The organism is Paraglaciecola sp. 2405UD69-4 (assembly GCF_047525415.1).
GTDB lineage: Bacteria > Pseudomonadota > Gammaproteobacteria > Enterobacterales > Alteromonadaceae > Paraglaciecola.
In genome coordinates this window covers 888,837-910,909 of the sequence record NZ_JBLIXM010000001.1, presented here as the reverse complement: position 1 = coordinate 910,909, position 22,073 = coordinate 888,837, and the positions used below count along the sequence as shown (strand labels likewise).

Sequence of the window (22,073 nt, the reverse complement as noted above, 5' to 3'; positions counted from 1 at the left end):
AATCCTTCTTAACGTAGCTTCAATGTTGCTAGTCCTATTAGGACCAATATCAAAGACACAATCCAAAAACGCACTATCACTCTTGGCTCTGGCCAGCCCATTAACTCAAAATGGTGATGAATTGGCGCCATTCTGAATATGCGCTTGCCTCTTAACTTAAATGAGCCAACTTGCAAAATAACGGATACGGTTTCGATAACAAAAATGCCGCCCATTATGATGAAAACAATTTCTTGGCGAACTAAAACAGCCAAAATCCCAAGCGTCGCCCCTAAAGATAAAGAGCCCACATCTCCCATGAAAACTTGAGCTGGATAAGTGTTAAACCACAAGAAGCCTAATCCAGCGCCCACTATTGCAGTACACACTATGACTAACTCACTTGTTAAGGGTAAGTGTGGGATATTTAAATAAGCAGAAAAATTAATATGGCCAGTAGCATAGGCGAAAATAGCAAAGGCCCCAGCAACTAAAATGACAGGAACAATAGCCAGCCCATCTAAGCCGTCTGTCAGATTAACTGCATTACTAAATCCTACTAACACAAAGTAAGTAGAGACTAAGAAAAAGATGCCCATTTGCGGCATAACTTCTTTAAAAAATGGAACCAGCAAAGCAGTTTCAGCTGCATTTTGTTGACTTGAATATAGGTAGAAGGCAACGGCTATAGCGATAACTGATTGCCAGAAATATTTCCAACGAGCAATTAACCCCCGAGAGTCTTTACGTATTACTTTACGATAATCATCAACAAAACCGATAATGCCGTAACTCACCACTACAAATAGGGTCACCCACACGTATCTATTACTAAGATCTGCCCACAGCAAAACGCTAGATACTATAGCTGCTAGAATCAACAAGCCTCCCATAGTCGGTGTACCGGATTTAGCTAAATGGGATTCAGGTCCATCATCTCTAACAGTCTGACCAATCTGCATATTCTGCAACCATTTGATCATTTTTGGACCGATAATAACCGCAATCAACAAAGCCGTTAATGTACTTAAAATAGCTCTAAGGGTAACGTAAGAAAATACGCTAAAGCCATTGTCAAACTGTTGTAGCCAGTCGGCTAACCACATCAACATGCGATGCGCTCCCTAATTCTTTCAAGCTTTCCCAAGGGGGATACCTCCAATGCAGCCACAACCAATTCCATTTTTGCGCTTCTAGATCCTTTAACTAAAATACTGATGTCACATTTTTCTGTAGTGACATTTTGATTAACGTATTCGACTAATTGCTCTAAACCACTGAAGTGCTTGCCCTGATCCTCAAAAACATCACTGGCAGACTGGCTTAACACCCCTAAACTGAACAGCTGATCAATGCCTTTTTCTTTGGCATACTCACCTACTTGCTCATGATAAAAACGGGCTTTTTCACCTAGTTCACCCATATCGCCTAGAATCAGTATTTTTCTTCCAGCAAAACTCGACAATAAATCTATACCAGCATTAACAGAGCCCACATTTGCATTGTAGGTATCGTCTAAAATTTTCACCTGGTTGGTTAGTTGTTTAACATGCAAGCGGCCTGCTACGTGGGTCATACTGCGTAAACCTTCACGGATATCTTCTAACGATGCGCCAACATTTAACGCAAGAGCGGCGGCTACTAACGCATTACTTACATTGTGAGTACCAGGTATAGACAAGGTAATATCTTTACGACCTTGGGGTGTTACTAACTCAAACTGTGCGCAACCATCTAAGTCCAAAATAATGTCTTCAGCATACAGATCGGCTTTTTTCTCCACACCAAAGGTTTCTACTTTGTTGTATTTAAGTTTACCTAACCAAAAATCTGCAAATTGGCTGTCTGCATTCACCACAGCTAAACCACTTTCCGATAGACCTTTGAATATTTCACTTTTTGCTCTGGCCACCCCTAAAAGGCTACCAAACCCTTCTAAGTGGGCAGCAGCTGCATTTACTATGGTGGCAACATCTGGTTTCACCAAATTAGTTGTGTAAGCAATCTCACCTAGATGATTGGCTCCCATTTCAATAACAGCAAACTCATGATCTTCTTCTAACCTAAGCAGTGTCATTGGCACGCCTAAGTCATTGTTAAAATTACCTTTTGTAGCGAGTACTTTACCTTTACGAGCAAGTATTGAAGACACCATTTCTTTCACAGTGGTTTTACCGCTGCTGCCTGTAATACCGACAGTTTTTGGTGCAACCTGGGCTTTTACTGCCGCCCCTAAATGGCCAAGTGCCAAACGGGTGTCTTCAACCAAAATGTAAGGCAAAGCGCTCTCAACATGTTTTGACACTATTAGTGCTATCGCGCCTTTTTGTTGCGCTTGCTCAATAAACTTATGACCATCAAAATTTGGCCCTTGCAGAGCTAAAAACAAATCACCGTTTTGAATACTTCGGGTATCAGTGCTTACGCCTTTGATAACAAGAGGTTGCTCTGTGTTATCAATAAGTTTTCCATTAACTTTATCTGCCACCCATGACAGTGAAACCGGGATCATATTGCTTTGCCTTTTTGAAATTGTGAAACGAAATGACGTTCATCGTACGCCACCGTATTAGTACCTATAATTTGATAACTTTCATGCCCTTTACCTGCCACTAGCACCATGTCTTCGTCTGACGTCATAGAATAGGCCGTTTGAATGGCTGTTTTACGGTCATGCTCAACCAAGATATTTTCAGGATGTATACAGCCTGCTAGGATCTCATCGATAATTGCCTGAGGGTTTTCACTGCGCGCATTATCATCGGTCAATACAATGTGGTCAGCGAGCCTTTCAGCTATCTCACCCATCAATGGGCGCTTACCCGCGTCTCTGTCGCCACCGGCTCCAAACACACACCACAGTTTTCCCTTACAATGCTGCCTAGAGGCAGTGAGTGCTTTCTCGAGCGCGTCAGGAGTATGAGCATAATCCACCACAATACTCGCCTTTCCAGCTCGGCTAAAAACTTCCATTCTTCCAGCTACAGGTTTTATTTTTTGAGCCAAATAGGCAATTTGCTTCATACTTTTGCCTAGACATAACTGACTACAAATAGCAGCCAGTACGTTAGACACGTTAAATTCCCCTAGCAGAGACAGGCGTATTTCACAGTCGCCCCAAGAGGAGCAAATTGACATGCGAATACCGTCAGCAGTAAAACGTAAATTATTAGCCACACAGTACTGGTAGCCCTTAGCAATAGAGGAGACATTGATATTCTGGCCAAACAAGACTACGGAAACGCCATTTGGTATCTGAGTGAGCCAATTTTTATGCTCAATGTCATTTATGTTGATGACCGCATAACGCAGCTCAGGTTGCGCAAGTAACATTCTTTTTGCTGCAGCATACTCTGCCATTGAGCCGTGGTAATCTAAGTGATCTCGAGTCAAATTAGTGAAAATAGCGATATCAGTTTTAACTGCACTGATTCGATGTTGTATAAGGGCATGGGACGATGCTTCTAACGCTACCTGAGATACCCCATCTCCAACAAACCCTGCTAACAAAGCTTGCATACTGATTGGGTCTGGAGTGGTATTAATTGTCGTTTTTAATTCATTTTTAGCAGCTTGCTCGTATACACCTGCCCCTAACGTCCCAATAGATGCACTACGCTCTCCCATTAGGCTAGCAAGCTGGTTTACTAGCTGCACGGTAGACGTTTTACCATTGGTACCTGTTACAGCTATAACTGACATTGAGTTAGCTGGATACTGATAAAAACGCGCAGCCAACTCGGATAGAGTTTCTGGTAGCTGATAAAAAGATACAATTTTACATTGCTGACGAGTGTCTATATGTCCATGGAGTGCTGGGTCATCACACTGGGCCACAATTACTTTTGCGCCTAGGCTTATCGCCTGGGAAATAAAATCTCGGCCATCTTGAGCATATCCTTTCACCGCAACAAATGCTTTGTGACTCGACACTTGACGACTATCTATTACCAGCTCACCTACCCATAAATCTGGGGCATCAATTCCAAAATGAGCCAAAAGAGGCTTAATGCTTTGATCAAAAGCACTATGGAATTGTGTGTTAATACTTACCATATCAGCCTTCATTTTCAGCCCCTGGGGTATTTTCTTCATAAGACGCAGCAGTCAAAGAAGACACACTTTTATCATCAGGTGGCACATTCAGCATTTGTAAACTGGCAGCCATCACTTTAGAAAAAACTGGGGCGGCTGTATGGCCGGCATAATACAATTCACCTTTAGGCTCATTGATTAAAATCACCACGGCTAACTGAGGGTTTGATACCGGAGCAACACCTGCAAAAATATTAACGTATTCTTCACCGTATCCATTTCTAACAGCTTTACGGCTAGTACCTGTTTTTCCAGCAACACGGTAGCCTGGTACCTTAGCTTTTTCAGCAGAGCCGCCTTTTTGCACCACGCTTTCCATCATGTGCAAAACTTGCTTAGTTGCATGCTCACTTAAGACTCGCTCTGACTCAACCGGTGTATCTGACTTTACAATGCTTAGAGGGCGCTTTATGCCGCCATCACCCAAAATACTGTACATTCTGGCAAGCTGTAATGCGGTTACCGAAATACCGTAACCAAACGACAAGGTTGATAACTCAAAATCAGACCAGCGGTTTCTTTCATTAAAGATACCGTTACTCTCACCTAGCAAATTGGCTCCGCTATCGCTCATCAATCCAACGTTATAGTAAGTATCTAACAAGAAATCTTTTGGGACAGATAAGGCTAATTTTGAAGTTCCCATATTGCTAGACTTACGAATAATGTCGGTTAGGTTTATCTCACCATAATTGCGAGCATCCCTAACAATATTTCCGCCAAGGTGCATCCAACCTGGCGAAGTATCAATCACAGAATCCACCTCTACAGCACCAAACTCTAGCGCACTAAGCACAGCTAATGGCTTAATTGAAGAACCCGGTTCGTATGCATCTGTCACTGCGCGGTTACGAATTCTGTGAGCAGAAACACCAAAGCGATTATTAGGATTAAAAGATGGACTATTAACCAAAGCCAAAATTTCGCCAGTATTGACATCTATGACTACAGCAGAACCAGACGTAGCCTTGTAGTATTGTACTGCTTGCTTAAGCTCTTTATAGGTAAGCGCCTGAATACGCTGGTCTATGGTTAATTGAATATCTTGCGCCGCTTCACCTTCTTTAAACTCAATTAACTCAACCATGCGGCCTTTACCGTCACGGCGAATTTTACGACTTCCTCTAGAGCCTGCTAACCATTTGTCATATAGTTTTTCTACGCCTTCAATGCCCGTGTCATCCACATTAGTAAACCCAACCACATGTGCTGATACTTCTCCACTTGGGTAATAACGTCTTGATTCATCACGCAGATACACCCCAGCCAACTCCAGTTGTTCTACGTAATCAGCCATAGCAGGTGATACTTGACGCTGCATGTAAACAAAACGTTTGCTAGGGTCTGAAATCTTACTTTTTAAAGCGTCAACATCCTGTCCTAAAACATCTGCCAGCGCCTGCCAGCGCTTAGCTTGTTTTTTGTTAAAACTTACAAGATCAAACTTAGGGTCATCTTCAGCTTCTTTTTGCGCTTCTAACTGAGCGTCATGGATGGCTTTAGGATCAGCCCATATAGCTCTAACCGGCACACTTACAGCCAGTTGTTGACCATTTCTGTCTGTAATTAGCCCTCTGTGTAGCGGGTTATCTCGTGTTCGCAATGTACGATTGTCGCCGCGTTTTATTAATAAATCTGGAGATACAACTTGGATGTATACTGCTCTTGCACTCAAACCAACAAACACCAATAAGATAGCCGCAACCACAACAACAAAGCGCCAATGCAGTAAAGCTGGCACAGCGTTTATTTTGGCTTGGTTACCTTTTTTATTAGGGCGTGTAGTGGTTTTAGCTCGGCTCATTTGATCCTCACCACCACTTCTTCATTGGGCTTAGGACGATGCATGTCCAATTGCTTTTTAACTAAGGCTTCAATTCGATTATGTTCGGTCAATGCGCTTTGCTCTAACACCAAGTGACGCCACTCTACATCCAGCTGATCTTTCTCCTGCATCAAGCGCTCTATGGCAATAGACATCTGCCTATTGTGGTGAGCGCTTAAGATAACTAAGGCAGCACTAACCATCACCGCTAGAAACAACAAAACCCGCACTGGATGGCGGGCTAAATCAGCAATAACAAAACTAAGGAGATTAAAGTTTGTTTTGGCACTGGTCATAGTTTTTCAGCCACCCTTAGCACCGAGCTTCTCGCTCTCACATTTACCTCCAACTCTTGGGGTGAAGGCTTAGTAGCTTTGCCAATTGTTTTCATAGCCTTAGTAGCATCAATTTCAGACTGCATAATTGGCAAGCCATGGGGAACATTTGCCCCTCTGCTTTGTTCACGCATAAAACGCTTAACCAGCCTATCTTCTAATGAGTGGAAGCTAATAACTGCTAATCTGCCTTTAGGAGCGAGTGTGGTAAGCGCGGCCTTAAGACCGGTTTTGATCTCGTCAAGCTCACTGTTAACGTAAATGCGTATCCCTTGAAACGCTCGGGTAGCGGGATGTTTAAACTTGTCTTTAACAGGCACAGCTTCATCAATGATTTCTGCCAGCTGTGCAGTGTCGGTTATAGGGGTGATTGCACGAGTATTTACAATGGCATGTGCTATTCGCTTGCCAAACTTTTCTTCACCAAACTCTTTGATAACTTGGGTAATATCTTGTTCATCAGCCACAGCTAACCACTCGGCAGCACTCATGCCTTTGCTAGTATCCATACGCATATCAAGGGGGCCTTTACGCATAAAGCTAAAGCCGCGCTCAGCATCATCTAGTTGCGGCGAAGAAACCCCTAAGTCCATCAATATCCCGTTAATTTTCCCCACTAGTCCTAACTCTTCTGCAACATCTTGAAGCTCAGAAAAAGCACGGTGGTGAATAGAAAACCTAGGGTCGTCTGCAAATTGCTTGGCAGCCTCAATTGCGGTTAGATCACGATCTATCGCGATCAAACGACCTTTATCAGATAAAGCCGCGAGAATTTGTCGTGAATGTCCACCGCGACCAAATGTAGCATCCAAGTAGATGCCGTCAGGTTGGATAGCCAAACCATCAATGGATTCGTTCAGTAATACTGATAGGTGGGAGAAGTCGTTATCCATTAAAGGGAAAAATCCTGTAGTCGCTCAGTTAGTTCAAAATTGCCTTCTTGTTCTGTGGCAACATCTAAATTTAATTGTTGCTGCCAAACATCGGCGTCCCAGATTTCGAATTTATTAAATTGCCCAACTAACATAATTTGTTTGTCTAATTTTGCATGCTGCCTTAAAGGCGCATTCAACAAAAATCGACCATTTTTATCCATGTCGCCTTCACTTGCGTTACCAAGTAACATACGTTGCATACGGCGTTCATGGGGATTCATACTGGATAAACGACTTAATTTGAGCTCGATTTCTTCCCACTCTGGAAGGGGGTAAAGCAATAAACAAGGTTGTTGAGTATCTATGGTGCAAACCAAATGGCCCTGACAATCATCCAGCAAAGACTGCCGATACCTTGTGGGTATCGTTACACGTCCTTTTATGTCTAGACTGATTGCATTGGAGCCGCGAAACATTGTCAAACCTTTGTTTTTATCTAGCGGAAATTAATCGTTATAGGTGACAACCAACGAATTCCATAAGAATTTTGTTGTTTTAGACCATTTTGATCCACTTTGTGCCACTATTACCCACATTGCACAGTTTATGTATCACTTGTCCATCATGTCAAGGACTAAAACAATCAATTTGAATGGATGCCAGCCCTTGAGTTTATTGGACTTATCGAAGTGTTTGATATAACGAAAGAAATACAATTAGTGACAGGAATTTGCGACAGTGGAATAAGTAAAAAACCCAACTCACTGCTATTACTGCTAATATGAAACCTAGGGTCTCTCCCCTATAACCTTCTTAGCTGAAATGGCAAATAGTTAAGATAATTGAAAACCACTAGCCCTTTAAATTTATAATGGAAGCCAGCTATTTATGTCCATTGAAAACTGCATTCTGTCAATTGACCAAGGTACAACATCTTCTCGGGCCATAGTGTTCAGCCCAGACTCCACCATAATTGCAATTGCTCAACAAGAGTTTGAGCAGCACTACCCAAACGACGGCTGGGTCGAACATGATCCTGAAGATATATGGGCAAGCATCCAAAATGTATGCAAACAAGCATTAGAAGAGGCAAAAAACAAAGGGGCTAACATTGTTGCGATTGGTATTACCAATCAAAGAGAAACAACTGTGGTCTGGGATAAAAAAACAGGCAAAGCTATATACAAGGCTATAGTCTGGCAAGATAGGCGCACAGCGCCCCAGTGCCGAGAGTTAAAACAGCAGGGTCACCTTAACACCATTCGTTCACGCACAGGGTTACTACTCGACCCTTATTTTTCTGCGACTAAAGTGTCTTGGATACTAGACAATGTAAAAGGCGCTAGACAAAAAGCCAATGCTGGTGAACTTGCCTTTGGTACGATCGATAGCTTTCTAATTTGGCGTTTAACTGGCGGAAAAGTACACGCTACTGACGTCACTAATGCCAGTCGAACCAACCTATTCAATATCCATACACTCAACTGGGACCAAGAGTTACTAAAGCTGTTTGATGTACCAGCTTCACTACTACCTAATGTAAAAGAGTGTACTGATGACTATGGCATAACCTGCCCGAGCGCATTCGGCGCAACACTTCCCATATTAGGTGTCGCTGGAGACCAACATGCAGCAAGCATTGGTCAATGCTGTTTTCAAAAAGGGGCAATAAAAAGTACCTATGGAACAGGGGGATTTTTAATGCTAAATACTGCAGAGCAAATACTGGAATCAAAAAATAACTTACTCACTACTGTAGCTTATACAATTAAAGGAAAAACCCATTACGCCCTAGAAGGCTCTATATTTGTCGCAGGCGCAGCCATTCAGTGGTTAAGAGACGAGTTAAACCTAATTGAACATGCCTTTGAAACTGAGTCTTTAGCACAAAGTGTTGAAGACAATCACGGCGTGTATTTTGTGCCAGCATTTGCAGGATTAGGCGCACCTTACTGGGAGCCTGACGCCAGAGGTGCCATATACGGTCTAACGCGCGGTACCACAATCGCTCATTTAGTAAGAGCTGCGTTAGAATCTGTATGTTTACAAACATTCGATTTACTTAAAGCCATGGCTGAAGATGGCGTCAACCCCCAACAACTTAGAGTAGATGGAGGAATGGTTGCTAATAACTGGATTTGTCAATTTTTAGCTGGAATATTAGAAATCGAAGTAGAGCGCCCTAAAATTATGGAGACCACTGCATTAGGCGCAGCATATTTAGCAGGGCTGCAAGCAGGTATTTACCAATCAACTCAAGAGCTGACGCTAATGAACCAAATTGAAAGCAAGTTTAAACCCCAAATGCCTCCCAAAATCAGACAACAACGATTAAAAGGATGGTCTGCCGCCATTCAAAGTACCTTAGGATTTAATGCATGATCACACAAACACCTTTCGGAACCATGCCAAATGGACACAAAATCACCCAATTTACGTTAACAAATGCTCAAGGGGTAAGTATTGAAATCCTCACCTTAGGTGGTGTGATCAGGCGCTGGTTGATTCCCACGACTGAAGATACTGCAACAGACATAGTGCTAGGGTATGACACACTTGAAGAGTATATACATGACGATAGCTCCTTAGGTGCATTAATTGGCCGTTACGCAAACCGTATAGCAAAAGGCCAGTTCACCTTAGACGGCACAGATTATCAAACTGATATAAACCTCGGAGAACACTGTTTGCATGGTGGCAGCCAAGGGTTTAGTAAACAAATTTGGGATAGTTCAATTTTGTCTGACTCAGAAAACCCTTCCATATTATTAGAGCTTCAAAGCCGGGACGGAGATCAGGGGTTCCCGGGAGATATTCATGTCAAAGTCATTTATACCTTAACTGAGCACAATAAGTTAAAAATTGAATACTTTGCTAATGCTTCAAAAAGCACAGTATTTAATCCAACCAACCATAGTTATTTTAATTTAGAAGGCCATAAACATGGCTCCGTAGAAGATCACCAAATACAGGTATTAGCGAGTCAATATACTCCCATTGACAATCAAGGGGTGCCAACCGGCGAAATAGTCACAGTAGACGAGACGCCATTTGACTTTAGGCCATTAACTAGCATTCATCAGCCGTTATCAGCACCCAACGAACAAATTCAATTTGGTAACGGTTTAGATCACAACCTATGCTTAGATTACTACTCAAATAAGGCTAGGGTTGCAACTTACGCTGCTCAAGCACAAACCCAAGACGGTAAAGTTACGTTAAAGGTGTATACCAATATGCCAGGTATACAAATTTTCACAGCAAACCATTTACGTGACAAAAAAGGAAAAGATAACGCCTTATATCAAGCTAGACATGGGGTGTGCTTTGAAACCCAATTTTACGCCGACTCCCCCAACAAACCTCACTTTCCTAGTACTAAATTAGAAGCAGATGAAGAATTCTATTCAATTACTGAATACGAGGTGTTGTTTTAGATACTTCCAAAAGTAAATACCCTAGTACGCAGTAAAAAACTGCGTACTAACGATAAGTTCTATTATCTCAAACGTACTAACTGTTTAATATCTTTAACCCTGCTAAACAAAAACTTATCTGCGTTTATATTAGCATTCGTTAAAAACATATTGTTACCGTATTCTTGGGTTAAAAGTTGAGTTTCACTTAGGCTAATTGGGTCAACTTTAATGAGCTCAAACCCTGAAGTATTGGCTACCTTCACCGAAAAATAATCCTCAGCAAGGGTAAAGCCTTCTACATTTCCCCCGTTGCTTTGCCAATATACTTCCAGCTCTTGACCGTCTTTTGTTGCATAAATTTTACTATTGTCAGATACATAAAGTGTGTCTTGGTTATCTAACCCCATATACACACATTCAAAATTTTCTGGGGAATCAAACAGCAGGGTTAACGTTTTTGTATCTATATTGAACTTAACAGGCTTTATGCCTTCATCAGTTTTGCGGGAAACTAATACAGCATTTTCATGGAAGTATGACTCCCATAAATAAAATGGGCCGAAATCATGTTTTACCTCCTTATATTTAGCTAACGCTACTTCTACAATAAACAGAGTATCTTTGCTGGCCGTAATGATTTGACTGCCATCAGAAGACCAAACAACACCGAATAAATCTTCGTTTTTAGGGTTAGTAAACACCAAGCGCTCTTGACCATTCTCGTATATAAAAAGTTGCTTTAAACCATTACGGTGAGACTCAAATACAAACCTAGAATCATCAGGAGCATAAATTGGCAAAAAATCTAAAGATTGAGTATCCACCAACATTTGGTAATCCTCTGGTGACGCTAGCTCAGAGTACATAATATCGATATCCATGCTAACCAACTCCATCATAATTTCATTACCATCGGTTGTATATTGTGCATTTCGGATATAGTGAAAGTTATCAAAATCAATATTGGTAAGCCTACCTTGCTTATCAATTAACTTTAATTTATCTCTATTACTTACCAATAAAGCCTGGCCCCCTGGATGCCAGCTTATGCCGTGGATATTATTCTCTATGACTCGAAGTCTAGTCATTTCTCTGTTTTCAATGGTAAATAAATCAATGCGATATCTGTTCTGATGCACATCAAAAACTAAAGCTAACTGGCTATCATCCGGTGATAATGCAAGCAACTGTAATTGTTCATTACCATTAAAGGTCTTGAGGATTTGTATTTCTTTAGTTCTCACAGAAATACGTTTTAGCTGCGTAACAGCCCCACCATTATCAGTAGAAAAATAGATATATCCTGTTGTTGACCATTGCAACTGGAGGTTATTGACTTGCCACTCTTTGAAGCTGGTCAAAGTGACAGGTTTTGTGGCACTTAGTTGATAGGGGTCTATGGTCAAGTACCGCAACAACTCTTCACTTTTTTGCAACTCTAGAAATGCCAATGAACTTCCGTCTTTAGACCATCCTAGCTTAGTGTACTTAGTGGCGTTTTTGGTGATCTGACGCTCTTCACCCGTTGAAAGCTTTTTAATCCAGATATGATTTTTCTTATTTTTACCTATTCTGACAAACGCAACTACATCCATGCCAGGCGATAACACTAAATTAGACTCACTTGCCTCACTAGAAGTTAAAGGCTTGAGTAAGCTAAAGTCTAGTTTGATTGCAGGCTCAAACCAGTCATCCCAAGTAATAAGCGCACCTATTGCGAATATTAAAGCAACAACCAATGATACAAAAATCATTACAGAAGGTGGATTAGTGTCAGGCTCGAGGTCAGCGATCGCCAAACTATACCCACGCTTAGGGTGAGTAAGAATAAACTCAGGAGATTTAGTATCCAGCTCAATGATTTTACGCAGTATCGCGATACTCCTCTGCACAGAACTAGGGTTGAAAATAGCATTTCCCCAAATGGCCTTAAAGATATCTTGCTGACTGACCACTTGGTTTTTATATGAATACAAAAATGCCAGTACATCCATGACTTTAGGCTCGATTGTATGGAGTTTACCCGATACATTTATTTGGCAACGGCTAACATCAACTGTACAAGATCCTATTTTAAACTCAGTCACTAACACTCCAAAACATCTTATAAATCAACCCTTAAGAATTTCTTAAGGAATCCTTAACCCTGACTACATTGTACTACTTTACTCATAGCATAAAGCTGAAAATACCTTATCACTTTACCAAATAGACTAACTTGTGCCGAAGTATTTATTTATTATTCCCCTATGTATTAGTGCGTTTTTACTGTTTCAAATCCAACCCATTTTAGCCAAGGTATTACTACCATTATTTGGGGGAGGTGCTGCCATTTGGACTGCCTGTATGATGTTTTTCCAAGGAATGCTGTTACTAGGTTATTTACATGGATATTTAGTCACTTTAATACCCAAATTAAGGTGGCAATGGCTGCTACAAGGGTTACTTTTAACTCTATCTTTACTTGGATTAAACTGGACCATATCAACCGAAGGGGTAGACTTAAATAGCCCTTGGCCACAACTAACTATATTGTGGGTTTTGGTAAAACAAATTGGATTACCTTTTTATTTACTTTGTTCAACCAATATTTTATTGCAATACTGGTACCTTAAATTCTACCACTCAAGTAGCTCCAGCTACTCTTTATATGCTTGGTCTAACTTAGGCTCATTAACTGCATTAATAGCCTATCCACTTTTTATCGAAAGCTATCTAGCAGTTAGTATTCAAAACCTGTTTTGGTCAGCTTTGTACTGTTTAGGGGTGGTCAGTCAAATGACCTTATTCTTTCTCTTAGCTAAAAAACAAAAGTGCCAAAAAAAACAGCTCCATCTAAATACTCTAAAAATAACAATACCAGCTCGCTTACTCTGTTTATGGATAAGCCTAGCGGCAACAGGCTCTATGATATTGATAAGCACGACCCAAATGCTGTCATTGAATATATCTCCTATGCCGTTTCTTTGGATATTGCCTTTAGGTTTCTACTTACTGAGTTATATTTTGGTCTTCTCAAATATAAATTATTATCAGCGTAGTTATTGGTTTCCATTGTTTGGTGTGTGTTTATTCGCAGCCTTGCTGATGTTTTATTTAGGTAATCAATTTAATAGCTTTGCGCAAATAGTTATGTATCTGCTAATTCAATTTGTCACTTGTATAGTGTGCCATGGCGAACTTCGTAAATTGGCTCCTGAAGGACACAAGATGCCACTATTTTACCTCTGTACCGCGGCTGGAGGGCTATTGGGTAGCGTTTTTGTATCTATATTAGCGCCATTAATTTTCAAGCGTTTAGATGAATACCTCCTAGCCTTGTTTTTACTTTTCGCTTTAACCTCTTTATGTATAACGCAAAAACGAAAGGCTTACATGGTTTTCTATTGTCTAGGGTTATGCTTATTACCTATCAGTTACCTACTTATTAATTCCGCCTATAGTCGCTTCGATGTTGCTCAGGTTCGAAACTTTTATGGCTACCTAAGTATAAAAGACGTACAAACGGACCAAGGCATGTCTCGCACTATGGTAGATGGGACAACGGTTCATGGCCGCCAAATGCTTCACTCTAATGTAAGCCAAGCAACAGATTATTATGCGAATAATACAGGGGTTAGCATAGCCATCGCCCATGCCAAACTAAACCCTCAAATGCATATGGCAGTTATCGGTTTAGGGGCTGGCGTTTTAGCACAGCAAGGACGCAAAAATGACCACATTACTTTTTATGAGCTTAACCCTGCGGTAAAACATTTTGCACAGTCTTACTTCAGTTACCTTGATAACACTCAAGCGACTATAGAGGTTGTAATGGGGGATGGGCGTATATCACTGCAAGAAAGCCTAGAGCTCAATCAAAGGAATACACTTGATATTTTAGTGATAGACGCTTTTAGTAGCGACGCCATTCCAACTCATCTATTGACTAAAGAAGCCTTTGAACTTTATTGGCAGCACCTCAAACCAAACGGCTTACTAGTTATCCATACATCAAACAATCATCTAGACTTAAAGCCTGTTGTTTACGCCTTAGGAAATAACCAAAATAAACATTCACTAGTATTCAACAACAGCAATAATCAAGGCTCTAAATACATATCGGAATGGGTAGTTGTTACTAGTGACAAAACCTTTAGAAGTGCGCCTGCGGTGCTAATACACTCTAAGCAACTGCAATACTCTAAACAGCAAGCTATCAGTTGGACTGATGATTTTAATAGTTTAATGTCGGTACTTAAAAGTTAACTCAATTTCAATTTGGCTTCGTCTAAATACTAAAAAACCCGTTAAGGCATTACCTATAACGGGGTTTCAAATACATTATATTGCTAAGTATCAGCTTGCTGGAGCAGCTTCTTCCGCTTTAGCTTTTTCTTCAGGGTTTTCAAGGCCTACTTGTAAAGAGTGCACTGGGTTATCTGTGCTAGCAGTCAATTGAACTAGACGGTTAAGTTGCCCTAATGACATCAATACAGCATAAATAGCGCCTAAGAAACCGCTTTTGTGAAGCTCAAGTACTTGCTCAGAATCCAGCTCTTGCAAACGCTTTTCGCTTATAGTTTGCATACCGTTTATATTACGCTTTTCACCATTTACGTATTGAGCACGAACAACAATCGAATCAAGTAACTTCAACTCTTCTAATTTCTCGATGAATTTACGTGTGTTCATTTCGCTATTTGTTAATTCAGACAACAACTTCTGTCTATTCTCAAGGTAAGGGCTTGCTGCTTCATCAACAAACAATGGCTCACCTTCTGTACCTACTAAATCTGAGTTTTCATCGATATACACACCTAACTTATCGCCATCAGGACGAACGTCAAATGGATACCGTTGAACATTCATAGGTACAACGTGTCCTTCCCACTTCCCTTCTTTAGCGAACAAGTTAACACCTTGTTCAATACCTAACATGACTACACTGTGAGTCGTACTGGTTTTTGGATCTGTAATAAAGATAATAGGCATGCAGCTAGCTAACTGGGCATACTCGCGAATTGAAGCCGCGGCTAAATGTGAGTCCTTGGCGTGAGAAAAGTCATTGCTTAATTTTACGCGAAGATCTTTATGCTTGTTTTTATCTAGGGGGATGTAACTCATTGTCATTGGAAAATTCTCTAATTATTTTTTATAAAACGACATAAATTATCGTTCTAACTTCTTTAGTTCAAATCTATCTGGGGATGATTATCTGGTTTACAAGTAAAAATTAAGGGTCACTGATTTTTATTTTTAAACATTCTTTAGTGTAATCAAAATTACTAGCCTGAGTTTAAAGGGCTAAAACTAGTTGAACAATAACCAATATTCAAAAACTAGCTCTATTCCATATTATGATGGGCAAGTTACAGTTTTATAACTTAACCTCTCATCTAACCCTGACACATCACTAAAACCTAAGTTTTCAGCCTCAACTAAGTTTGAAGCTTCAATTGTATAAATGTAAATATCACTTGTATCAGCACCACAAACCGTTGGATAACTTACACCTGTAATATAGCCACATTGGGGCTCTGTAAAATCGATATCTGCGCTTGTTAAAAATGCGCTGGTATCTTCAAGGCTTAGGCCATCATCATTACATTGGGTTTTACCGCTGGCAATATACACAGAAACAAGCTGGACTCCAACTTCACTTGTTAAGTCGCTACTACATGAAACCAGTAATATTGCTAATAATAGGAAGGGTTTATCTAAATACATGATTGCCTCAATTCTTATAAAGATACTGATTAAGCTTACTTCAAAACTAAAGTTAGTCACAAAAACTAAACTACCGTTAAGCATTTACCAATGAAAATCATCACAAATTTTACCTTTCATCGTGGTTTCAAGTACCGCTCAACGTCTTCTTCTTGGCCACATTATCACTAGATGTTAGCATTTTGTTAATCTGCATTAATTACTTGTGTAAATCGATGGGAGTAACGTATCTTCCATGTTAATGAAAACGCAAAGCCAATTCATACTTTGAAGCAATGGCTTTATTACCAAACAAAATTCAGGAAACGATTAAATGGGTTCTAAAAATAACTATAAATCTGCCTTTGCATTTTTAACCATTCTCTTTTTTATGTGGGGCTTTATCACTGTATTAGTGGATGCCTTGGTTCCTAGGTTAAAAGATGTATTTGAATTGACCTATGGTCAATCAATCATGGTGCAATTTGCCTTCTTCGGCGCTTTCTTTTGTTTTGCTATACCTTCTAGCTTTTTACTTGAAAAAATTGGATATCAAAAAGGCATAGTCGTTGGTTTGTCTGTAATGGGGTTAGCTTGTTTACTCTTTTACCCTGCTGCAAGCATCAGAGAATTTTGGATTTTCATAACAGCCTTCTTTACCTTAGCTGCAGGTATTACTTTACTCCAAGTTGCAGCTAATCCTTATGTCACCTTATTGGGCGATGAAGAGTCAGCCTCAAGTAGGTTAAACTTATCTCAAGCTTTTAATAGTTTTGGTACCTTACTTGCGCCGATAGCTGGAGCATTATTTTTACTTAGCGACACTGTATTAGATGCTAGCAGTATTGAACAATTGAGTGACGCCGCTAAAGTAGAGTATTACGCCAACGAAGCGTTATCAGTACAACAACCCTTTGTTATTATCGCTCTTATTCTATTTGCATTAGCCGCTATTTTTGGGTTTAAAACCCTACCATCACTGATTCAAAAAGCGCCTAAAGATGGTTACGCGCAGTTACTTAAGCACAAAAAATTCCTTTTAGGTGTACTCGCTATCTTTATGTATGTGGGCGCAGAAGTATCTATTGGCAGCTTTTTAGTTAATTATTTTCAAGAGCTACAGGTGATTGACACCATTAAAAACAGTGCATTTTTAAGTAATGTATCTTCACTATTATTAATTGGTAAAGACATCACAGACGTTGATGCTAATGCAGTGCTTGGCTCATTTGTTACCTTGTATTGGGGCGGCGCTATGATAGGAAGGTTTGTTGGTGCTTTCTTAATGCGCTTTATAAGCAGCGGTAAGCTTCTGATGATATTCGGTTTACTAGCAAGTACTATGATTGTCATTTCTGTTTCCGGCAGCGGCATCACAGCAATGTTTGCGATTCTAGCCGTAGGCCTATTCAACTCAATAATGTTTCCAACCATCTTCAGTTTAGCTTTAGACGGTTTAGACAACCTAAAAGCCCAAGCCTCAGGCCTTCTTGTAATGGCGATAGTAGGTGGTGCTTTCATACCAAAGATTACGGGCACAATCGCTGATACTTTCGGTACAGATGCCAATGGTTTATCCACTGGAAGCGGCTTGAGTATTGCATTTTTATGTTTAGTGTTGTGCTACTGCTACATAGCATTTTTTGGTGCTACAAAAAGCAAAGTAGCTGCAAGCCTGTAGGTATTGAGTAACCCAGTAAGCCTCTGTTTATAAACTTATTAATAAACAGAGGCTTCTTATAGGTAGCTATTGATACCTTTGAGGTAAATATCAATCACTAAACCAGCGAGGCTTTATACTCTTGCAACTTAGCGTCTGCCTCTTCTCCAAATAATATTTCGCAGGCTTCTTGCAAACCTGGATCTGCTAAAATATCTGCTTGTCGAACCACTAAGGAGATTTTCGAGCGTCGCCGTAAAAAGTCTTCTAACTTGGTAACCATCTCTCGACTCGCCGCATGCTCAATCTCCACTCTCAAGTATTCAGAATGTTTAATTAGTAGCTCTGCTTCGGCAGGGTTTTCGCGGATTTTTTCAAGCATATTAATCGCATTACGACCATACCTACGCCAAAACCTAATACTTAAAGGCTCCGAAGAGGTGGCAGGTGTAAGTGAGTCAAAATCCATTAATTTAGCTCGGTGAAAAAACTCATCTCGGACAGCTTTATCTGGCTCGCCGTACCATTTGAAATCTGGATCTGAAAACTCAACCCCTAAAGACGCTATAATTTCAGCCACTTCATCCCCTACATTTATACAATCAGTAAGTTTGCCTCCAAAAATAGAAAGGTAATTGTCAGTGGCGTTTACATCAATGGCATGTTTTCGGGACAGTTGCACCCAATCAAGCTTTTCCCCCTGCCCTTTAATAGCCAAGGGGCGAACCCCGCAGCGCTCGGCAATAATATCTGCTTGAGTTAAAGGATTTGGCAAGTCCATAAGCTCATTAACGTTATCTAGTACAAATTGCCTATCTTGCTCTGTCACAGCGACGTTAGGGTTTTCAACTTGGGTATCAGTAGTTCCAATACAGGTTTTAGCTCCCATGGGAATAACAAAAAATAAGCGACCATCGTTCGCAAAAAAGGTTAACACAGTGTCATCGTTTGTAAGCTTATCAACTATCAGATGAATACCTTTAGAAAACACATGTTTGTGATCTGTTACTTGTTTATTTACTCGATTAACAGTATCTACAAATGGCCCAGCGGCATTAATGATTACTTTAGAGCGTATCGTAAACTCTTCACCACTAAGGCAGTCTTTAGCTTGGGTGTGCCATAGTGCGTCATTTTTTATCGAACCATTAGCGACAACATAGTTAGCAGCAATACAGCCATAACTCATGCTCGAACGAATAAAGTTAAAAACAAACCTAGCGTCGTTATCGTGCAAAAATGCATCCGAATACTCTAAGCCAGCCTCAACATTTTTAGTATTCACAAGAGGTTGTAAATTTTTGATCTTTTTACGATTTAAATACACAGGAGGCTTTGTGTAAAAGCGGCCCATGACCCAATACACAAGAGTTCCAAGATAAATAAAAAAAGGAGGAAAACGAAACCCTTTATGAATACTGGTAAAAAAGCGAATTTCTTTCACTGTAGAGGGGTAGTGAGTCATTAAATGGTTACGACTTTTACATAACTCGTTAACCAAAGCATACTCGTGGCTTTCTAAATATTTAATTCCTCCCCAAGCTAAATTAGAGGAGTTTGAGCTAGTAAACCCTGCAAAGTCACCTTTATCGATCAAAGCGACTTTGGCTCCTTTAGCCGCAAGAGAAGCTGCAGAAACAGCGCCATTGATACCGCCGCCAATAATCAACACATCAAAGGTTTTTGACTTTAGTTGTTTGAGGTTACTTTTTCTTAAACTAGTCATTTTAGCTCCCTCTCAAATATGCTGCATTGAATCAACAATGCATTTATATCGCAGTAAAAGCAAAACATGAAAGTAATAAAGTTGCAATCTATGTGGCAATTAACACTAGAAAATAAGAGCAGCTTTACTTTAAGCACCTAATCTATAAACTAAATCTATACCAAATTGGTATTGAGGCGCTTCCTCACCATTCATAGGCAAAGCATCACTCATTCAAATCAGTAAAGCTGCAACAGTTAAAAATAGCGGGAGACTATTCGTTGAAAACAATACACAGTAAAATTAAATTAAGCTGCTTTTTAGCCGCGTCAACTTTTTATGCGGGGCAAGCCACCGCCATAGAAGTTAGTGACAAAGCCCACCAACTAGCTCAAGAAAACATCATTATTGATTCTCATATCGATGTACCTTATCGAATAGAAAACAACTGGGTTGACGTGACAAAAGCCACCGAAGGAGGCGATTTTGATTACCCTCGCGCTAAGCAAGGCGGTCTTAATGCACCTTTTATGTCTATCTACGTTCCAGCCAGTCTAGATAATTCTGATAGCTCTACTAAGTTAGCCAATAAGCTAATTGACTACATGGAAGCCATAGTTGGCCGTGCACCAGATAAATTTGCCATAGCCACTAGCACTGCTGATGTCGAAGAGCAGTTTGCAAAAGGACTTATTTCCTTACCTTTAGGTATGGAAAACGGTTCACCAATCCAAGGCGACTTAGCTAACCTAAAACATTTTTACGACCGTGGGATTCGTTATATTACCCTTGCTCATTCACTAGCCAATCATATTTCAGACTCATCTTACGATTTGCGTAGAAAGTGGCATGGATTAAGCCCTTTTGGTAAAAAGCTTATAGTAGAAATGAACAAACTAGGTATTTTAGTGGATATCTCTCATGTATCTGACGATGCCTTTTATCAAGCAATTGAAATAAGCAAAACGCCGGTTATTGCCTCTCATTCATCATTACGCAAATTTACCCCAGGATTTGAGCGTAATATGGATGACAAGATGATAAAAGCATTAGGAGAAAATGGCGGTGTAATTCAAATCAACTTTGGGTCAACTTTTGTCACAAAAAATGCAAACGCATGGAGTAAAAAGCGCAGCGCTGACCGCAAACAAGCTGAAGAAAAGTTAGGGAAGGATACGCCAGCCTTTAAAGCGTTTGCAGAAAAATACAGTAAAGAAAACCCGCTACCTTACGCCACATTAGAAAGCGTACTTGACCATATTGACCACGTAGTAGAGCTAATTGGTATTGACCATGTGGGTATTGGTTCTGATTACGACGGTGTAGGTGATTCACTCCCAACTGATCTGAAAGATGTATCTACCTACCCTAACCTAATTCAAGGTTTATTAGACAGAGGTTACAGCGACAGCGATATTATCAAAATTTTAGCTGGCAACTTTATGCGAGTATGGAAAGCTAACGAAGAGTACGCCGCAAAACATTAAGAAAAAGGAAACAAAAACAAACCTCTAAGTTACAGAGGTTTGTTTTTTATCTTGTGAATAAAGTAAAAAATTAAGCGATGATGTATTGCCCACACCCAAGCTCTTTCGCTTGATTCAGATGCTCATCAACTATTTGTAAGAAACGTGCAACCTCAAGGGAGCCATCAGTGATCAAAGTGCCCCCTATACACAGGGTAACTTTTTCAGATGGAGATGTAAGATGAGGAATACTCAACTCTCGAATTGCTTCCATCACAGCTAATGCAATATGTTCTATACCTGCAAGGTCGCTATCTGGAATCACTAAAACAAATTTGTCACTTTCAAAACGAGCTACAAAGTCAGTTGGCCTGCGAGCAAAGCTTGCTAATGTTTGCGCAATTTTCTTCAGACAATTATCCGCTGCGAATTTTCCATATTCTTTGTTGAATCTTTTGAAATAGTCAATATCAAACTTTAAAATGCCTAACGAACTATTATGCCTAGCCGCAAGCCTAGCTTGTTGAAAAAAGAAACCATCAAAAAATCGTCTATTGGGAATACTGGTCAAGGTATCCGAAATTGACAGCTTCTTTAGCTTATCCGTTGACGACTTCATTGACAAAAACGAAATCACTCTGTGCCTTAGAGTTTGTATCGAAAATGGCTTAGCAATAAAATCAACACAGCCCGCATCCCAACACTCGTCTTCTAATTCAGGATCAGTTTGCCCGGTAATAAAGAAAACGGGAATGTCTTTGGTCTTAATATCGCTTTTTAAATTGTAACTGGCCTCCAAGCCACTCATATTTGGCATATTGATATCCATCAACACCAAGTCAGGGGGAGACTCTTGGCAAAACACTATGGCTTCTAAACCATTATGGACATGGTGAGCTTCATAAATATCAGACAAAGCTTGCATCGAAATCATTGCACTTAGTGGGTCATCCTCCACCACTAAAACCACCATTTTTGTATCTGTTAATGCATTATCATCAAACATACTAAACCTTTCCGTAACCA

Annotated in this window: 17 protein-coding genes; 5 read left to right on the top strand and 12 right to left on the bottom strand. The window is 40.3% G+C overall.

The features are described 5' to 3' along the window. Nucleotides 1-8: 8 nt before the first annotated feature. Genes mraY through mraZ form a run of 7 tightly spaced genes read right to left on the bottom strand, consistent with a single transcriptional unit; the run spans nucleotide 9 to nucleotide 7,585 of the window. Nucleotides 9-1,091 carry a phospho-N-acetylmuramoyl-pentapeptide-transferase gene (gene mraY / locus ACMUMK_RS04090; RefSeq protein ID WP_414699847.1) on the bottom strand — a complete coding sequence of 361 codons (1,083 nt, stop codon included), beginning with the start codon at nucleotides 1,089-1,091 and terminating at the stop codon, nucleotides 9-11. Then, entirely contained in the window at nucleotides 1,085-2,491 is a 1,407-nt protein-coding gene (locus ACMUMK_RS04085; RefSeq protein WP_414699846.1) for a UDP-N-acetylmuramoyl-tripeptide--D-alanyl-D-alanine ligase, read from the bottom strand. The genes mraY and ACMUMK_RS04085 overlap by 7 nt, the downstream gene beginning before the upstream one ends. Then, entirely contained in the window at nucleotides 2,488-4,047 is a 1,560-nt protein-coding gene (murE, locus tag ACMUMK_RS04080) for a UDP-N-acetylmuramoyl-L-alanyl-D-glutamate--2,6-diaminopimelate ligase (RefSeq protein ID WP_414699845.1), read from the bottom strand. Before murE ends, ACMUMK_RS04085 begins: the two co-directional genes overlap by 4 nt. After that, on the bottom strand, nucleotides 4,037-5,878 hold the full coding sequence (locus ACMUMK_RS04075) for a penicillin-binding transpeptidase domain-containing protein (RefSeq protein ID WP_414699844.1): 1,842 nt from the start codon (nucleotides 5,876-5,878) through the stop codon (nucleotides 4,037-4,039). Before ACMUMK_RS04075 ends, murE begins: the two co-directional genes overlap by 11 nt. Continuing rightward, nucleotides 5,875-6,195: a cell division protein FtsL gene (gene ftsL / locus ACMUMK_RS04070; protein WP_414699843.1), complete on the bottom strand. Its 321-nt coding sequence runs from the start codon at nucleotides 6,193-6,195 to the stop codon at nucleotides 5,875-5,877. Before ftsL ends, ACMUMK_RS04075 begins: the two co-directional genes overlap by 4 nt. Continuing rightward, nucleotides 6,192-7,127, bottom strand: a complete 936-nt coding sequence (rsmH, locus tag ACMUMK_RS04065) for a 16S rRNA (cytosine(1402)-N(4))-methyltransferase RsmH (RefSeq protein ID WP_414699842.1) — start codon at nucleotides 7,125-7,127, stop codon at nucleotides 6,192-6,194. Before rsmH ends, ftsL begins: the two co-directional genes overlap by 4 nt. Next, nucleotides 7,127-7,585 (bottom strand): division/cell wall cluster transcriptional repressor MraZ, encoded by a 459-nt coding sequence (mraZ, locus tag ACMUMK_RS04060; RefSeq protein ID WP_414699841.1) that lies wholly within the window; start codon nucleotides 7,583-7,585, stop codon nucleotides 7,127-7,129. Before mraZ ends, rsmH begins: the two co-directional genes overlap by 1 nt. Nucleotides 7,586-7,997: 412 nt before the next feature. On the opposite strand from mraZ, the gene glpK reads away from it, so the two are divergent. Beyond that, nucleotides 7,998-9,491, top strand: coding sequence for a glycerol kinase GlpK (glpK, locus tag ACMUMK_RS04055; RefSeq protein ID WP_414699840.1), 1,494 nt, complete (start codon nucleotides 7,998-8,000; stop codon nucleotides 9,489-9,491). Next, nucleotides 9,488-10,546 carry an aldose epimerase family protein gene (locus ACMUMK_RS04050; RefSeq protein ID WP_414699839.1) on the top strand — a complete coding sequence of 353 codons (1,059 nt, stop codon included), beginning with the start codon at nucleotides 9,488-9,490 and terminating at the stop codon, nucleotides 10,544-10,546. The genes glpK and ACMUMK_RS04050 overlap by 4 nt, the downstream gene beginning before the upstream one ends. A gap of 62 nt (nucleotides 10,547-10,608) precedes the next feature. On the opposite strand, the gene ACMUMK_RS04045 is transcribed toward ACMUMK_RS04050, so the two are convergent. Next, nucleotides 10,609-12,615: a winged helix-turn-helix domain-containing protein gene (locus tag ACMUMK_RS04045; RefSeq protein ID WP_414699838.1), complete on the bottom strand. Its 2,007-nt coding sequence runs from the start codon at nucleotides 12,613-12,615 to the stop codon at nucleotides 10,609-10,611. A 133-nt stretch (nucleotides 12,616-12,748) separates the two neighbouring features. On the opposite strand from ACMUMK_RS04045, the gene ACMUMK_RS04040 reads away from it, so the two are divergent. Continuing rightward, complete coding sequence (locus ACMUMK_RS04040; RefSeq protein ID WP_414699837.1) at nucleotides 12,749-14,776, top strand: spermidine synthase; 2,028 nt, start codon at nucleotides 12,749-12,751, stop codon at nucleotides 14,774-14,776. A gap of 90 nt (nucleotides 14,777-14,866) precedes the next feature. On the opposite strand, the gene ACMUMK_RS04035 is transcribed toward ACMUMK_RS04040, so the two are convergent. Both ACMUMK_RS04035 and ACMUMK_RS04030 read right to left on the bottom strand, forming a co-directional pair. After that, nucleotides 14,867-15,640, bottom strand: a complete 774-nt coding sequence (locus ACMUMK_RS04035) for a SapC family protein (protein ID WP_414699836.1) — start codon at nucleotides 15,638-15,640, stop codon at nucleotides 14,867-14,869. Between the two features lie 225 nt (nucleotides 15,641-15,865). Then, entirely contained in the window at nucleotides 15,866-16,297 is a 432-nt protein-coding gene (locus ACMUMK_RS04030) for a hypothetical protein (RefSeq protein ID WP_414699835.1), read from the bottom strand. 253 nt (nucleotides 16,298-16,550) lie between these two features. Between ACMUMK_RS04030 and ACMUMK_RS04025 the strand changes: the two genes are divergently transcribed. Then, nucleotides 16,551-17,897 (top strand): sugar MFS transporter, encoded by a 1,347-nt coding sequence (locus ACMUMK_RS04025; RefSeq protein ID WP_414699834.1) that lies wholly within the window; start codon nucleotides 16,551-16,553, stop codon nucleotides 17,895-17,897. A 97-nt stretch (nucleotides 17,898-17,994) separates the two neighbouring features. On the opposite strand, the gene ACMUMK_RS04020 is transcribed toward ACMUMK_RS04025, so the two are convergent. Then, nucleotides 17,995-19,602 carry an FAD-dependent oxidoreductase gene (locus tag ACMUMK_RS04020; RefSeq protein WP_414699833.1) on the bottom strand — a complete coding sequence of 536 codons (1,608 nt, stop codon included), beginning with the start codon at nucleotides 19,600-19,602 and terminating at the stop codon, nucleotides 17,995-17,997. A 260-nt stretch (nucleotides 19,603-19,862) separates the two neighbouring features. On the opposite strand from ACMUMK_RS04020, the gene ACMUMK_RS04015 reads away from it, so the two are divergent. Then, on the top strand, nucleotides 19,863-21,068 hold the full coding sequence (locus tag ACMUMK_RS04015; RefSeq protein WP_414699832.1) for a dipeptidase: 1,206 nt from the start codon (nucleotides 19,863-19,865) through the stop codon (nucleotides 21,066-21,068). Nucleotides 21,069-21,138: 70 nt separating this feature from the next. On the opposite strand, the gene ACMUMK_RS04010 is transcribed toward ACMUMK_RS04015, so the two are convergent. Further along, the gene (locus ACMUMK_RS04010) at nucleotides 21,139-22,053 is read right to left on the bottom strand and encodes a diguanylate cyclase domain-containing protein (RefSeq protein ID WP_414699831.1); all 915 of its coding nucleotides are present in this window, start codon (nucleotides 22,051-22,053) and stop codon (nucleotides 21,139-21,141) included. Between the last annotated feature and the right edge of the window lie 20 nt (nucleotides 22,054-22,073).

Coding starts and splice junctions, on each gene's coding strand:
- mraY (WP_414699847.1), bottom strand. CDS start 1,091: ATGTTGATGTGGTTAGCCGACTGGCTACAACAGTTTGACAATGGCTTT.
- ACMUMK_RS04085 (WP_414699846.1), bottom strand. CDS start 2,491: ATGATCCCGGTTTCACTGTCATGGGTGGCAGATAAAGTTAATGGAAAA.
- murE (WP_414699845.1), bottom strand. CDS start 4,047: ATGAAGGCTGATATGGTAAGTATTAACACACAATTCCATAGTGCTTTT.
- ACMUMK_RS04075 (WP_414699844.1), bottom strand. CDS start 5,878: ATGAGCCGAGCTAAAACCACTACACGCCCTAATAAAAAAGGTAACCAA.
- ftsL (WP_414699843.1), bottom strand. CDS start 6,195: ATGACCAGTGCCAAAACAAACTTTAATCTCCTTAGTTTTGTTATTGCT.
- rsmH (WP_414699842.1), bottom strand. CDS start 7,127: ATGGATAACGACTTCTCCCACCTATCAGTATTACTGAACGAATCCATT.
- mraZ (WP_414699841.1), bottom strand. CDS start 7,585: ATGTTTCGCGGCTCCAATGCAATCAGTCTAGACATAAAAGGACGTGTA.
- glpK (WP_414699840.1), top strand. CDS start 7,998: ATGTCCATTGAAAACTGCATTCTGTCAATTGACCAAGGTACAACATCT.
- ACMUMK_RS04050 (WP_414699839.1), top strand. CDS start 9,488: ATGATCACACAAACACCTTTCGGAACCATGCCAAATGGACACAAAATC.
- ACMUMK_RS04035 (WP_414699836.1), bottom strand. CDS start 15,640: ATGACAATGAGTTACATCCCCCTAGATAAAAACAAGCATAAAGATCTT.
- ACMUMK_RS04025 (WP_414699834.1), top strand. CDS start 16,551: ATGGGTTCTAAAAATAACTATAAATCTGCCTTTGCATTTTTAACCATT.
- ACMUMK_RS04020 (WP_414699833.1), bottom strand. CDS start 19,602: ATGACTAGTTTAAGAAAAAGTAACCTCAAACAACTAAAGTCAAAAACC.
- ACMUMK_RS04010 (WP_414699831.1), bottom strand. CDS start 22,053: ATGTTTGATGATAATGCATTAACAGATACAAAAATGGTGGTTTTAGTG.